This window comes from Jiangella sp. DSM 45060, assembly GCF_900105175.1.
GTDB lineage: Bacteria > Actinomycetota > Actinomycetes > Jiangellales > Jiangellaceae > Jiangella.
The window spans coordinates 6120579-6135472 of record NZ_LT629771.1 but is presented as its reverse complement, the minus strand read 5'-3'; the positions used below and the strand labels follow the sequence as shown (position 1 = coordinate 6135472).

Annotated in this window: 11 protein-coding genes; 6 read left to right on the top strand and 5 right to left on the bottom strand. The window is 72.7% G+C overall.

The genetic code is table 11. The annotated features are described in order from the left end of the window. Positions 1 to 15: 15 nt before the first annotated feature. The 3 genes from BLU82_RS27545 to BLU82_RS27535 form a co-directional block, all read right to left on the bottom strand. Positions 16 to 1038, bottom strand: a complete 1023-nt coding sequence (locus BLU82_RS27545; protein WP_092624112.1) for a lactonase family protein — start codon at positions 1036 to 1038, stop codon at positions 16 to 18. A 42-nt stretch (positions 1039 to 1080) separates the two neighbouring features. After that, positions 1081 to 2436: a GGDEF domain-containing protein gene (locus tag BLU82_RS27540; protein WP_172885713.1), complete on the bottom strand. Its 1356-nt coding sequence runs from the start codon at positions 2434 to 2436 to the stop codon at positions 1081 to 1083. A 465-nt stretch (positions 2437 to 2901) separates the two neighbouring features. After that, complete coding sequence (locus BLU82_RS27535; protein ID WP_092624110.1) at positions 2902 to 4194, bottom strand: MFS transporter; 1293 nt, start codon at positions 4192 to 4194, stop codon at positions 2902 to 2904. A gap of 863 nt (positions 4195 to 5057) precedes the next feature. Here BLU82_RS27535 and BLU82_RS27530 point away from each other — a divergent pair. From BLU82_RS27530 to hutI, 5 genes are all read left to right on the top strand, one after another. Next, the gene (locus BLU82_RS27530; RefSeq protein WP_092624109.1) at positions 5058 to 5774 is read left to right on the top strand and encodes a hypothetical protein; all 717 of its coding nucleotides are present in this window, start codon (positions 5058 to 5060) and stop codon (positions 5772 to 5774) included. Beyond that, positions 5771 to 7903: an Rv1355c family protein gene (locus tag BLU82_RS27525; RefSeq protein WP_092624108.1), complete on the top strand. Its 2133-nt coding sequence runs from the start codon at positions 5771 to 5773 to the stop codon at positions 7901 to 7903. The genes BLU82_RS27530 and BLU82_RS27525 overlap by 4 nt, the downstream gene beginning before the upstream one ends. After that, the gene (locus BLU82_RS27520; RefSeq protein WP_092624107.1) at positions 7900 to 10134 is read left to right on the top strand and encodes a bifunctional diguanylate cyclase/phosphodiesterase; all 2235 of its coding nucleotides are present in this window, start codon (positions 7900 to 7902) and stop codon (positions 10132 to 10134) included. Before BLU82_RS27525 ends, BLU82_RS27520 begins: the two co-directional genes overlap by 4 nt. 212 nt (positions 10135 to 10346) lie before the next feature. Then, entirely contained in the window at positions 10347 to 10844 is a 498-nt protein-coding gene (locus BLU82_RS27515; protein ID WP_069109061.1) for a helix-turn-helix domain-containing protein, read from the top strand. 20 nt (positions 10845 to 10864) lie between these two features. After that, complete coding sequence (gene hutI / locus BLU82_RS27510; protein ID WP_092624106.1) at positions 10865 to 12049, top strand: imidazolonepropionase; 1185 nt, start codon at positions 10865 to 10867, stop codon at positions 12047 to 12049. Here hutI and BLU82_RS36190 read toward each other — a convergent pair. Then, positions 12035 to 13009 (bottom strand): LysR family transcriptional regulator, encoded by a 975-nt coding sequence (locus BLU82_RS36190; protein WP_092624105.1) that lies wholly within the window; start codon positions 13007 to 13009, stop codon positions 12035 to 12037. The genes hutI and BLU82_RS36190 overlap by 15 nt on opposite strands. Before the next feature lie 92 nt (positions 13010 to 13101). On the opposite strand from BLU82_RS36190, the gene BLU82_RS27500 reads away from it, so the two are divergent. Further along, entirely contained in the window at positions 13102 to 14289 is a 1188-nt protein-coding gene (locus BLU82_RS27500; RefSeq protein WP_092624104.1) for an MFS transporter, read from the top strand. 19 nt (positions 14290 to 14308) lie between these two features. Here the strand turns inward: BLU82_RS27500 and BLU82_RS36060 are convergent, their stop codons facing one another. After that, a complete protein-coding gene (locus BLU82_RS36060; RefSeq protein WP_092624103.1) occupies positions 14309 to 14857 on the bottom strand; it encodes a helix-turn-helix transcriptional regulator in 549 nt (182 codons plus the stop codon). Between the last annotated feature and the right edge of the window lie 37 nt (positions 14858 to 14894).

Here is a 14894-nt window from a genome sequence, read left to right as displayed (position 1 = left end):
CAGTGGCCGGCCCGGTCAGCCGAACAGGATGCTGGCCGGGCTCGGCGTGCTGAGCACGTCCCCCGTGGGCTCGGGCCGGCCGGTCTGCCGGTCGATGCGGAACGACACCAGCTGGTCGGTGAACTGGTTGGCGACGTACAGGTACTCGCCGGACGGGTCCAGCTCGAGGTCGCGCGGGTGGCCGCCGCCGCAGGGCACGGTCGCGACCAGCGCGACGTCCGGCCCGTCGACGGACAGCACGGCGATGTCGTCGACGAAGCGGTTCGCCACGTACAGGAACCGGCCGTCGGCGCCGATCCGGATGGCCGACGGGTAGCTCGCCCCGCGGCCGTCGTCGACGTGCGTCGAGACGTCGGCGACGACCTCGGCCGTCGTCAGGTCGACGACCGTGACCGTGGAGGCCAGCTCGGTGACGACGTACGCGTACCGGCCGCGGATGACGAGGTGACGGGGCCCGGCGCCGGGCGCGAGCGTGATCTCGTCCACCAGCGACAGCCGGCCGGTCGCGTCGTCGAGGGCGTAGCGGTAGACGGTGTCGGTGCCGAGGTCGGCGGCCAGGACGTGGCCGCGCTCGGGGTCGGTGACGATCATGTGCGCGTGCGGGCCGTTCTGCCGCTCCGGGTCGGGTCCGCCGCCCTCGTGCCGGACGACGTGCGTGGCGTCGCCCAGCGAGCCGTCGGCGCCGATGGGGTGCACGCTCAGCGAGCCGGACCCGTAGTCGGCGGTGAGCAGGTACCGTCCGCTCGGGTGCACCGAGAGGTGGCACGGCCCGTTGCCGCCCGTGGACCGCGGCTCGCCCAGCGGCCGCGGTGCGCCATCGCCGACCGCCCACGCGCTGACCGCGCCGTCGTCGACCTCGTGGATCGCGTAGAGCACCCGGCCGTCGTCCGACAACGCCAGGTACATGGGATTGCCGACGCCGTGGAGGGCCGGCTCGCCGACCGGCGTCACCACGCCCTTCTCGATGTCGGCGACGGTGATGCCTGCTGCTGGCCGGCCCTGGCCACCCGAGGTGGCGGCCCCGATGAATGCGCGCATCGGCCCATCATTCCGGAACGGCGCCGGCGGCCCGCCCGCGGGTCAGCCGGCCGACGACGGCGGTTCCGCCGACGGCGAGAGGGTCGGCCGGACCGGGGCGGCCGGGAGGTCGAGCTCGCTGAGCCGGACCGTGTTGCGGCCGCCGTTCTTGGCCGCGTAGAGCGCGGTGTCGGCGGCCAGCAGCAGTTCGTCGAGGTTGCCGACGCCCGGCGACGGGTAGATGGCGCCACCGACCGACGCCGTGAACGCGGGGTCGCCGGCGTCGGCGAGGTGCGCCGGCGGCTCGACAGCGACGGACTCGATGCGCCGTCGGATGCGCTGCGCCACGTTGTACAGGTTGCGGTGGTCGCCGACGTCGGGCAGCACCACGACGAACTCCTCGCCGCCCCACCGGCCGCAGGCGTCCTCGTTGCGGATCTCCGCGATCAGCTCTTCCGCCACCGCCTTGAGCACGCGGTCGCCGTGCGGGTGCCCGAACGTGTCGTTGAGCCGCTTGAAGTGGTCGAGGTCGACGATCAGCAGACCCAGGGTCGCGCCGTGGTCGCGGGCCCGGACGAGCGCCTGGTCGGCGAAGTCGTGCCACCACCCGGCGGTCGACAGCCCGGTCTTCGCATCGGTGCGCGACGCCTGCTGGTACTGGTTGACCAGGATGCCGCGGTGCAGCGCGACGATGGCGACGACGATGCCCGGCATGACGAACGGGTTGGTCACGACTACCGTGGCGGCGACCAGCCCGAGGCCCATCGCACCGGCCTCGAGCATCTGCTCACCGAAGTTCGAGAACAGCTCGCGCACCTCGATGTTCGGCTTGCTGAGGGCGATCGCCACCATCACGAGGGCGACGTTGATGGCCCATCGCAGCACCGCGGCGAGTGTGATGACGCCGAGGTCGGAGAGCCCGGCCAGCCCGGACGTGGCCGGCGCGCCGGGGTAGTCGTGCATGCCGAGGGCCAGGACGGCGACCGCGGCCTGGGTGCCGCACAGCACCGTCGCGCCCGAGAACAACCAGCGGTAGACCAGACCGCCCGAACGCTCGTGCTGAACGCGGGTCCAGGTCAGCAGGTAGGTCAGGATGACCATCGCCGTGGCGAACACCGGCGGCAGGACGATGACGGCGGCGAAGCTCCAGACCGCCTTCGTGTCGATGTAGGCGACCGAACTGCTGTGGCCGTAGACCCGGCGACGTTCGATGTGCCGGGTGAGTTCGACCGAGACCACGGCACAGACCGCCAGCACGCTGAACCGGGCGACGTCGGAACCGGTGATCGGGAACGGGAACGCGGTCGCGATGCTCGTGCCGGCGGCGACCGTGCACGCCAGCACGACGAGCACGCGCACAGGCGGCGGCGCCTGCCAGAGCGCCCAGCCGACGAACCAGCTCCGAGTTCGCCGAATCATGCCGTGCACTCGCTCTCACCTGCGCAGTTCGCTGGGGTCCCGCAGAGTGGGCACATAGTAACTGAAAGTGGGACGTTCTGTCGCTGGAGCGTCGGCAACAATGAGAGCGCATATGGGGCGTTTCGCCGCACTCCGATTCAGGCGTGCGCGGCGCTGCGAGAGGAGGGGTCGCGCGGTGTGCGACGACGCGGTGCCGAAGGCTGCCCTGCTACTCGACGGGGAGGTGAGCGCCATGCGTGACAACACCTGGACCTGAGCCGGGACGACCCGGCCACGACCGATACGAGCAGAAGAGGAGCGGGCCATGCGCGACAACACCTGGACCTGACGGTCACTCGGACAACGACGACGCGGAGGGAGTAGTGCCATGCGCGACAACACCTGGACCTGACGGGTCACTCGGACAACGACGACGCGGAGGGAGTAGTGCCATGCGCGACAACACCTGGACCTGACCTCGACGAGTCATGGTGTGTTTCCGGCCGTTCGAGACCGGTCGAGGAGACTGCCGGCTTCGCCCTGGGGTGGTGGATGGGCGCGGGGCGAGGCCAAGCGGGACCAGCGGTGCCATGCGGCGCCGGCGGCCAGGGTGCCCACGATCGCCGCGACGAGGATGATCGTCGACGGTGAGAGGAACTGGGCCAGGACGCCGGCGGCGACGATGGCGAGGCCTTGCGCTGCCCGCAGGGCGGCGATCGCGAGCCCGACCGCCTGGCCTCGGCGGTGTGCGGGCACCGACTGGACGTAGGCGGCCTGGACGACCATGTCGTGGGCGGAGCACGCCCCGCTCACGGTCCACAGCACGACCGAGAGGGTCAGGCCGGGCAGCAGCCCGGTGGGGATCAGCACCAGGCTGCTCGCGACCGCGAGCGGTCCCATCAGCGCGAGCCGGCGCTCCGGCCGGAGCCGGCCCAGCACCAGCATGCCGACGACCGTCCCCACGGGGTTGGCGACGAGCAGCCAGCCGACGCCGGAGGAACCGGCGTCGATCTCGGCCGCGAACGGCACCGCGAGCCCCTCCGGCACCACGTAGAACCCCGAACAGCAGGCAATCGCGAGCAGGGTCAGCAGCCGCGGGTCGCCGACGACCACGCGCCAGCCGGCCCGGACGGTGGCCCACTGGCCGGGCGGCGCCTGGGTGCCCGGCGCCGGGCCCGGCGGCGGCGCGACGGGACGGTGCGGGCCCATACCGCGCGCGATCAGCACCGCCGACAGCAGGAACGTCACCGCGTCGACCAGCAGGGCGGTGGGTGCGCCCAGCCCCGCGACGAGCGCCGCGCCGGCGCCGAAGCCGACGACGAGCGCCGCCTGGTAGGTCATGGAGAAGACGCCGAGCCCGAGGGCCAGCCGGTCGCCGCTCAGGATGTCCGGCAGCGCCGCCTGTCGCGCGGCCGAGAACGGCGCCGCCAGCAGCTGCACCACGGCCAGCAGGCACACCTGCGCGGCCAGTGGGACGCCGGGGATCGCCATGGCCGCCACCAGTGCCGCCCGCGCGAGGTCGGCGGCCACCATGACGTCGCGCCGCGGGAACCGGTCGGCCAGTCCGGCCAGCGTCGCGCCGCCGACGAGGTCCGGGAGGTACGTCAGCGCGTAGGTCAGCGCGGCCAGTCCGGCCGACTCCGTCCGGTCGAACACCAGCAGGGTCAGCGCCACGCGCGCGAGCTGGTCGCCGATGACGGAGAGCAGGTGCGCCAGCCACAGCCAGCGGAACTCCGCCACGCCGAAGACGTGGCGGTAGGAAGCCGGCGGCGTAGACATTTCCGGTGAAGTCTGACCGGTCCGATGACGACGGGCAAGGTGGTGATCACGATGCGGCGCGGTGGCTTCGCGCGGCCGTTGTCGCCGGTGACAGGGGCGTCGCCACGGACGACTCCTACCTTGCGACGAAGTTCGGCGGTCAATTGAGTGGGCACCGGATGGGCGTTCGGAATAGCCCTGCCGGATCGCTGGGAAAATCGCGCGTTTCGGTTCCGCGGAATCGTCGCGCAGCGTTATCGTCCGGAGCGGCGGGCGCCGTCGGCGTCTCGCGCCGTTCGCGGCGGCAGGCCGCTGAGCTGCAGAGCAGTGACGTAGCGTAAGTTTTTGATCACTGAGCGTCACGCCACGGCCCAAGATCGAACCGCTACTCTGCGTCACATTTTGTTACGCAAAGTAGTTGTTGCGAGATCGGTTTTCCCTGTCTATTCTTCTAAACATCCGCACCAGCAATTAGGTGCTCCAGTCCAATACGTTGGATTGGTCGCGAGGGACGGGGATGTCACGGAAGTGGCGCCTCGCGGCCGGGGAAGCATCGGAGGTGCGATTCACGGCCTCGAGCCGTGACCTTGGACCGGTACGGCCCTCCGCCCTGCACAGGCCGTGCCGTGAAAAGGGGACGTGGTGCGCGCGTCCGGGGACGTTCGCACCACGTCCCAAACGGGGCGGCGGCAGGTTTCCGCGGGCTGGTCCTGCCGCCGCATTGTGGAGACGCGGCGGGTCTGTTGGGGGGCAGGCACCCGTCGCGTTCTCCATTCCGGCGTCGCCCTCGCGTCGAGTCGGGCATTATGCATCTATAGCGTGAACGGCGCATACGGTACAGATCGAGTAGACCGGACGGAGCCGTGAAGCCAGGTGTGGATGCCATGACCAGCCCCCTCAAGCCTGCCGCGCACATCACCCGCGAGCTGTACGGCTTCCGGGACGAGGCATCAGGCATGATGATGCGCTTCTATACGCCGAGTCGGCGGTTCGATCAGTGGATCGCATACGCCGAGGGCGCCCGGGCCAGCTACCGGCGCTATCACGTCGAACAGGCCCTGGCGTTGCCCGTGGCCACGCAGACGTCCAGCGCACCGGTGTTCGCGATCGTGTCCGACGACAGCGGGAAGGTCTGGGCCGGCTGCTACGTCAACGGCCCGCTGGGCTCCGTGCGCGACGCCTACGCGCCCCGCGAGCTGGCCAGTGAGCCGGTGTCCGCCTCGCTGGCCAGTGAGTGGATCGAGGCCGCGCTGCCGGACGGCGTCATCGAGCTCAAGGGTGTCTGGGTGGACGCCACGGCGGAGCACAAGTCCGCGTTGGCCGACCTCATGTCGAGGGCCTTCGTGCACGCCATGCGGCTGCTCGGGGTGCGCTACGCCTACTGCTCCGCGGCGGAGCACGCGGCGCCGCGCTGGGCCAGTTCCGGCGCCGAGGAGCTGCCCGGCATCATCCCGGCCCGCTACCCCGACGACCGCTACCGCACGACGATGCTGACGTGGGACGGCAAGACGGCGGCAGGGCGCGCCACTGAAGACCAGCGTCGGCTCTTCGAGCGCGAGTTCCGCACCGCCACGGGCACGGAGGTTCCGGGCACACGATGACCGATGCCACGAACGGGGCCAGCTGGCGCCCTGAGCTGGTGGACGACCCCGAGCGGCTGGCCGGCCTGCGCGCCGACTCCGCGGTGCAGGTCGTCGACACCATCGAGCAGCAGCAGCGTGACCTCGCCCGGTTGCTCTCCGCGCCCTCACCGGAGATCGTCGGCGAGCCGGCGCGGTGGTACTACTACCCGTGGCGGCGCACCCTGGTGCATCTGCTCGGGCCCGAGGCCTTCCAGCGGCTGCGCACCGACCGCAACCGCAACAAGATCACCGCCGAGGAACAGCAGCGGCTGCGCCGCGTCTCCGTCGGCATCGTCGGCCTCAGCGTCGGCCACGCCATCGCGCACACGCTGGCGCTGGAGGGCAGCTGCGGGCACATCCGGCTGGCCGACTTCGACGAGATCGAGCTGTCCAACCTCAACCGCATTCCGGGGACGATCTTCGACCTCGGTGTGAACAAGGCGGTCGTGGTGGCCCGCCGCATCGCCGAGCTGGACCCGTACATCGAGGTGAGCATCGAGCCGTCCGGCCTCACCCTCGACACCGTCGACGACTTCCTCGGCGGCCTGGATGTCGTCGTCGAGGAGTGCGACTCCTTCGACGTGAAGCTGGCCCTGCGCGACGGTGCGCGGCGGCACCGGCTGCCGCTCGTCATGGAGACCAGCGATCGCGGCCTGCTCGACGTCGAGCGCTACGACCTCGAGCCGGACCGGCCGCTGTTCCACGGGCTGCTCGGCGACGCACGCCCGGCCGACCTCATGGGCCTGTCGACGCACGACAAGGTCCCGTACGTGCTGCGGGTGCTCGAGCCGAGCGAGCTGTCGGCGTCGATGGCCGCGTCGATGACGGAGGTCGACGAGACCCTCAACACCTGGCCGCAGCTGGGCGGCGACATCACGCTGGGCGCCGCGACGGTGGCCGCCGCGGTCCGCAAGCTCGGCCTGGGCGCGCCGCTGCCGTCCGGTCGGGCCCGGGTCGACCTCGAAGCCGTGCTGTCCAAGTTGGCCGATCCGCCGCCGGCCGCCGACGCCGACTTCGGCGCCGACCTCGTCGTCGACCCCGAACCGGCGCCGGCCGAGCCGCGTGCCGCCGTCGTGCACGCCGCGCGGCTGGCGCCGTCGGGCGGCAACACCCAGCCGTGGACGTTCACGCTCGGCCCCGGCCGGCTGGACATCGGCCTCGATCGCACACAGACGTCCACGCTGGACGTCGCGTTCCGCGGCAGCTACGTCGCCATCGGCGCGGCGCTGTTCAACGCGCGGGTCGCGGCCGCCCGGCACGGGCTGCTCGGCGACGTCGAGATCCGGCCCGACGGCGACCACGTGGCCGGCCTGCGCTTCGGCACCGCCTCCGACCCGGAGCTGGCCGACCTGTACGACGCCATGCTGCGGCGGGTCTCGAACCGGCACGTCAACGAGCCCAGGCCGCTGCCGCCGGAGACGAAGGACGTGCTGCGCGCGGCCGCCGCGGCCGAGAGCGGCGACGTCCACCTCGTCACCGGGCGTGACCACCTGCAGGAGCTGGCTGAGCTACTGGGCGAGTCCGACCGGCTGCGTTACCTCACCGAGCACCTGCACCGCGAGATGATGCGCGAGCTGCGCTGGCCCGGCATCGACGCGCTGGACTGGGGCATCGACGTCCGGACGCTCGAGCTGGACCGCTCCGACCTCGCGAAGCTGGGCGTGGCGCGGCGGTCCGACGTCATGGCCGTCCTCGCCGAGCAGGACCTCGGCCGGGCGCTCGGCGAGTCCACCCGCGACCGCGTCGAGGCCGCCGGCGGGCTGGCCGTCGTCTCCGTCGCGGGGTCGTCGCCGGCCGACTACGTGCGCGGCGGCCAGGCCGTCGAGCGGGTCTGGATCGAGGCCGAGCGGCTCGGCCTCGCCGTCCACCCGATGTCGCCGGTGTTCATCTTCGGGGTCGACGACGCCGACTTCGAGCAGCTGTCGCCGCGGTACTCCGACCGGCTTCGCCGGCTGCGTGATGATTTCGCCGGGATCGTCGGACTTGGGCGGAGGCACGTCGCACTGGTGATGCGGATCGGATACGCTCCTAGCGTCAGCGTCCGGAGCCGCCGCCTGTCTGCCGACCGCACCGTTCGGGACGCCCTGGAGGCAGGGAGCAATCTATGAAGATGGACCCGGAGACGATCCAGCCGCTCCTCGAGGCGCTGGCTCGGGCCACGGATTCCATCTCGGCCGACCTGCTCGCCGTCGACGGCGGCATGCCGATGGTGTCGTGGGGAAGCGCCGCCGCGGCCGGGGTCGGTGGCAAAGACCTCACCGCCATGCGCGACGCCATCCGCGCCGCCACCAGCGAGGTCGCCGGCCGGTCCGGCACCGAGCCGGTCGAGCGCGCCACGCCCGCCGGCTACACCGTTCTCGCCGTCAAGGTGGCCTACCGCGACTTCGTCGGCGCCATCTGCCTGGTGCGGCTCGACGGCACCACGTACGTCGCGAAGGACCGCGAGCTGCTGTCGGTCTCCGGGCAGCTGTGCACGGCCGTCATGGAGGCCGGCGAGATCACCGACCAGCACGGCCGGCTCGACGCCCTCGTCACCTACGTCGCCGCCGAGCTGATGGGCGTCACCGCCCGCGACCTCGCCGAGACACTGTTCCGGGTCATCAGCGAGCTGGGCCGCTACTTCGGCGCCGACACCTGCTTTCTGCGGCACAACGACCCGGGGCTGCAGGCCAGCGTGCTGGTCGACGAATGGCCGCGCCGGGTGGACGTCCCCGATCCCGACCCGCTCGGCATCGTGCCGTGGGACACCGACGACCCGATCTTCGCGATGATCAAGGACCAGCGCGAGCCGTTCATCACCCGGCCGACCGACGGGCAGCTCAGTTACCAGGAACGTGTCCGCGCCGGTTCCGGCGTGCCCGAGGTCTCGCTGGCCATGGTGCCGCTCATCCACGACGACACCACCCGCGGTGTGCTCGGCCTCATCCACTTCGGCGACCGCATCTGGACCCGCCCCGAGGTTCGGGCGCTGCGCGCCATCTCCTCGCTGCTGGTGCAGCTCGACGCCCGGGTCGCGGCCGAGGAGAGCCTGCACCACCACGCCTACCACGACGAGCTGACCGGGCTGTGGAACCGCCGGGCGTTCGTCGAAGACCTCAACGCCGTGCTGGAGGCCGATCCCCGGGCTCCGCTCGCGGTGCTCTTCGCCGACATGGATCGGTTGAAGACGGTCAACGACGTGCTGGGCCACACCGTCGGCGACAGCTTCATCCAGGCCGTCGCGGAACGGCTGCGCGATTCCGTCCGCCCGAACGACGTGGTCGCACGGCTGGCGGGCGACGAGTTCGTCATCGTGCTGCACGAGATCGGGTCGACGTCCGCCGCCGAGCGGGCCGCCCGGCGCATCCTCGACCGCGTCGCCGAGCCGCTCGAGGTCGGCGGCCATGCCATCAGCCGCAGCGCCAGCATCGGCGTCGTGGTCAACGGGGACATGCCCAGCACGGTCGACGAGCTGCTCGGCAACGCCGATGTCGCGCTGCTCGAGGCCAAAGAGCGTGGTGGAGACTCCGTAGTGGTGTTCAACGACGACCTACGATCCAAGCTCCTCGTCCGCGCCGATCTCGAGCTGCGGCTGCGCTCCGCCATCAGCCACAACGAGATGCGGTTGTACTTCCAGCCCGAGTTCGACCTCCGCGACGGCCGCATGACCGGCGTCGAGGCGCTGGTGCGCTGGCAGCACCCCGAGCGCGGGCTGCTCGCGGCCGACGCCTTCATCTCCGTCGTCGAAGAGATCAACCTCTCCGCCGAGCTCGGCCGCTGGGTGCTCGAGGAGGCGTGCCGGCAGCTCGCGGCGTGGAAGCGCACGTCGCCGGTGCCGCCGCCGCTGGTCCGGGTGAACATCTCCGCCGGCGAGCTGATCAGCGCCGACTTCGTCGGTTTCGTCGCCACCCTGCTCAGCCGGTACGGCCTGGCGCCGGCCGAGCTGGGCATCGAGATCACCGAGAGCACGGTGATGCGCGAGATCGACGACGTCCAGACCACCCTCAACGGGCTGCGCGGGCTGGGCGTCACGCTCGCCATCGACGACTTCGGCACCGGGTACAGCTCGCTGGCCCAGCTGAAGCAGCTCCCGGTCGACATCCTGAAGATCGACCGCAGCTTCGTCTCGGCACTGGCCGAGAGCAGTGGCGATCGCGCCATCGTCGCCGCGATCGTCCGGCTCGCCGAGGCGTTCAACCTGACCACGGTGGCCGAGGGCGTCGAGGACCCAGCGGCGGTCACGACCCTGCTCGACCTCGGCTGTTACCGCGCGCAGGGGTTCTTCATGTCCAAGCCGCTGCCTGCCCAGGTGGTGCTGGAGCAGGCCCGCAACCCAGGAGTCCCGCTTCGCATGGTGTGACGTGGAACACGTGCCGTTGGCGTGTCCTCGCCTGACCTCCTAGCATGCCAGCTGAACAAAGTCTCGGACGGTCGGTGATCAATCGGCCACGATTGCCCGGTATTCTCTGATCTGTCCCGGGCGTTGTCCGGGACCCTGCCAGGGGGGCGGCGCAGGCGTGCTGGTGCGGGCGGATCAGTACGGAGGACGAGGCACCTTTGGGGAGTTCGACGATGAACGACGGCAGTCCGGACTCGACGGAGGAGGACTTCGCGAAGGTCGTGGGCGCACGGTTGCGCGCGTTGCGCAAGCGCCGGCGGCTCTCGCTCCAGGCCGTCGAGGAGAAGTCCGGTGGCCGGCTGCGCGCTGTCGTGGTCGGTTCTTACGAACGCGGTGACCGCGTGGCGTCGATCAGGCGCATCGCCGAGCTCGCCGAGTTCTACGGCGTCCCGGTCGACACTCTGGTGTCCGACGGCGCCCGGTCCCGTATCCCGACGCAGGAGGGCAAGCTGGTCCTCGATCTCGACGCGCTGCGCAACGCACCGCCCGAGGCCGAGCGGCTGGCCACCTTCGTGGCGTCCATCCAGCGGCAGCGCAACGACTTCGGCAGCCCGGTGCTGACCATCCGGTCCGAGGACATCTCGCTGGCCGCACTGCTCTACGAGATCCCGCCGGCCGAACTACGCGAGAAGCTCGTCGCGTGGGGCGTCCTGGCCGCCAGCTCCGCCTGAGCCGCAGCTAGGCTCACGTCGTGGCGACGACTCTCCTCGACGGTATCGGGCTGCTGGTCACGAACGACCCCGCGTACGGCGACGGTTCGCCGCTCGGTGAGATCTCCGGCGCCGCCCTGATCGCCGACTCCGGTGGTCAGGTCCTCTGGGTGGGCCCGGCCCCCGCCGCACCCAGCGCCGACTCCCGTATCGACCTCGACGGCCGCTGCGTCGTGCCCGGGTTCGTCGACAGCCACGCCCACCTCGTCTTCGCCGGCGACCGCTCGGCCGAGTTCGCCGCGCGCATGACCGGCCAGCCGTACGCCGCCGGCGGCATCCGCACGACCGTCGCCGCCACCCGGGCCGCCCCCGACGAGCAGCTCGCCCTCAACCTCGCCCGCCTGGTGCTGGAGATGCGCCGGCAGGGCACCACCACCGTCGAGATCAAGAGCGGCTACGGCCTGACGGTGGCCGACGAAGCCCGTGCCCTGGCGCTGGCGGCGGAGCACACCGACGAGACCACCTACCTCGGCGCCCACGTCGTCCCGGACGAGTACACGTCCGACCCCGCGGCCTACGTCGACCTCGTCACCGGCCCCATGCTCGACGCCTGCGCGCCGCACGCCCGCTGGATCGACGTGTTCTGCGAGACCGGCGCGTTCGACGCCGACGCCGCCCGCGCGGTGCTGACGGCCGGCCTCGCCCGCGGGCTGGGCGCGCGCATGCACGCCAACCAGCTGGGCCAGGGCCCGGGCGTGCGGCTGGCCTGCGAGCTGGGCGCCGCCAGCGCCGACCACTGCACCTTCCTCGACGACGCCGACGTCGCCGCGCTGGCGGGCTCCGGCACAGTCGCCACGCTACTGCCGGGGGTGGAGTTCTCCACCCGCTCGCCGTACCCCGACGCCCGCCGGCTGCTGGCCGCCGGCGCCACCGTCGCGTTGGCCACCGACTGCAACCCCGGCTCCTGCTTCACGTCCTCGATGCCGTTCTGCATCGCGCTGGCGGTCCGCGAGATGCGCATGACGCCGGCCGAGGCGCTCTGGTCGGCGACGGCCGGCGGCGCGGCGGCCCTGCGCCGCACCGACGTCGGGCGGCTGTCGCCCGGCGCCCGCGCCGACCTCGCCGTCCTCGACGCGCCCTCGTACGTCCATCTCGCCTACCGGCCGGGCGTGCCGCAGATCGCCGACACCTGGGTCGGCGGCCGGCCCGGCCTAGCCGGACAGTAGCGCGCGGTCGGCGGCCGGCAGCCAGGCGCCGGCCGGCGGGTCGAGCCAGCCCTCGGCCGGGATGAGCCGGTCGAGGGCGCGGTTCAGGGCGTCGAGGCCGGGATGGCGCAGCTCGGCCCGGTGCGCCATCGTCCACGGGTAGAGCGGCACCGGGTCGGTCAACGGCCGCACGACGGTGCCCGGGATCGGCGCCGCGTCGGTCTTGGTGAGCACCGGCCAGCCGGTGGCGCGCAGGTGGTGCGTGGTCTCCTCCGGCGGGGCGGCGGCGACGGCCGCCATGCCCGGGTGGTGGTCGGGCGCGACGGTGCCGTCGTGCGTGCGCACCAGTTCCGCGCCGAGCTCGACCCACTCGGGCGCCTCGGGGTTCCCGCCGCTGGTGTCGACGGTGCGGCCGCGCAGGGCGGCCAGCGGGACGGTGTCGCGGCGTGCGAGCGGATCGTCGTCGAGCACCATCAGGCCCAGCGGCTCCAGCCGGACGAGGCGGCGGGTGAGGTTCGCGGGCAGCGCGACCAGCACCCCGCTGAGTCGGCCGAAAACGACGTCGACGCGGTGCGCCAGCAGGCCGCGGACGGCGGCGTCGCAGCCGCCGTGGAAGCGCGCCTCCAGCTCTAGCTCCGGCGCCAGTGGCCGGGCCGCCTCCAGCACTCGCAGCGCCGTCGAGCGGTCGTGCATGACGTCGACCAGCAGCGGCCGCGTGGTGTCGCGCAGTTCCGCGAGCATGGCGTCGTGCAGGGCCAGCAGCTCGGTGGCGCGGGCCAGCAGCCGCTCGCCCGGCGGGGTCAGCGTCACCTTGCGGGTGGTGCGATCGAACAGCCGGACGCCGAGGTCGCGTTCGAGCCGGGCGATGTCGCGGCTGAGCGCCTGCTGCGCGACGAACAGCCGCGCCGCGGCGCGGCCGAAGTGGAGATCCTGGGCCACGGCCACGAAGTGCCGTAGCAGCCGGGTGTCGACGTCGGGCACCCGGCCACCCTATCGATTGACAACCCGGGGCGGTCAATGCCGCTCGAACAGGTGTTGGACGCTCGCGGGCGACGGGCCCGATCGTGGAGGACATGACGATCTCCCTCAGCACGATGCACGCCACCACCCGCACCCGGCTGGCGCTGCTCGCCGCCGCGACCGCCGTCGGCAGCGTCGGCCTGGCCGCCGGCGGTCTCGCCGGACCGCTGCTGGCGCACGACTTGACCGGTGACCCCGCGACGGCTGGACTGCCGGTCGGCGTGCACGTCGCCGGGTCCGCCGTCGGCGCCGTCCTCGTCTCACGGGTCAGTGCACGCGCCGGGCGACCGTCCGGACTGGCCCTCGGATACCTCCTGGGCGCGGCCGGCGCCGTGATCGTCGTCGCGGCCGCCGCGTGGGCCGGGCTCGGGCTGCTGCTGGCCGGCAGCGCGGTGTTCGGCGTCGGCAACGCGTCGGTGTTCCTCGCCCGCTACGCCGCGGCCGACGCCGGCGAGCCGGCCGGCCGGGGCCGGGCACTGGGCCTGGTGCTGTTCGCGGTCGCGGCCGGTGCGGTCGCGGGGCCGAACCTGCTGGCGTCCGGCGGTCGGTTCGCGTCCGCGGCCGGCCTGCCCCCGCTCACCGGGCTGTACCTCATCGCCGTCGTGGCCTTCGTCGTCGCGGCGGCCCTGCTCGGTCCGCTGGCCCGGACGGACCAGCCGCCGGCGCGCCGCCCGCCCGCCGTAAGGACGGCCGTGCCGGCGCGCGCGGTCGCGCTGCTGGCCGGCACGAACCTGGTGATGGTCGGGGTCATGGCGGTGGCGCCGGTGCACCTCGTCGCGCATGGTCACGGCCCGGCGGTGGTCGGGGGCATCGTCAGCGTGCACGCGCTGTGCATGTTCGTCCCGTCGATCGTCTCGGGCCCAGTGCTGGACCGCGTGGGCCCGGTGGTAGTGACGGCCGCGGCCGCCGTGCTGCTGGTCGCGTCAGGCGTCGTGGGCGCCGCCGGTGCGGACGACGAGGTCGCGCTGCTGGTCTCGCTGGGCCTGCTCGGCCTCGGCTGGAACGCCGGCGTGCTGGCCGGCAGCGCGCTGCTGACCGCGGGCGCGGCGCCGGAGAACCGGCCGCGGGCCGAGGGCGTGGGCGAGGTGGCGATGGGCCTGGCCGCGGGCGGCGGCGCGCCGGTCGCCGGGCTGGTGGTGGCGGCGGGCGGCTTCACGGCCTTGGTGGCCGGAGCGGCGATGGTGGCGCTGGTCGTGGCGGTCCCGGTGGCCGTCTCGCTCGGGCGGGCCGGCCGGCCTTGACGATCTCGCGTTCACGGGCTCAGGTGCGCAGGTAGGCGACGACCGCCGCCACTCGGCGGTCGGTGGCGCCGCGGTCGGCGCCGAGCTTGGCGAAGATGCGCCCGATGTGCTTGCGCACGGTGGCCTCGCTGACGAACAACCTCGCCGCGATGGCGGTGTTGGTCAGGCCCTCGGCCATCAGCTCGAGCACCTCGCGCTCGCGTGGCGTGAGGGCGGCCACGAAGTCGGACGGGGCCGGCTCGGGCGGCGCCGGCGCCGGGGCGGCCGGCCGGCGCACGAGGTCCAGCTGGGCCCGTCCGAGCCGGGCGAAGAGCGGGAGCTCGGCCGCCAGCAGTGCCGCCCCCGGCAGCACCGCGAGCCACGCCTCTGCCGTGCTGTCGATGTGCCAGAAGCCGAGGTCGATGCGGTCGGCCGGAACGAGAGCGGGCGCGACGACCAGGATCACCGGCAGCGCGGCGGCGGCCACCACCACGACGACGTCGACGACCGCGAGCGCCGCCGCGAGCAGGATCGTGGCCGGGAGCGGCAGCGCACGCTGTGGCGCCAAGGCCGTGACGGGCGAGGTCATGACCTCACAGTACGGGGGTGGCGTGCGCGCTACCCCA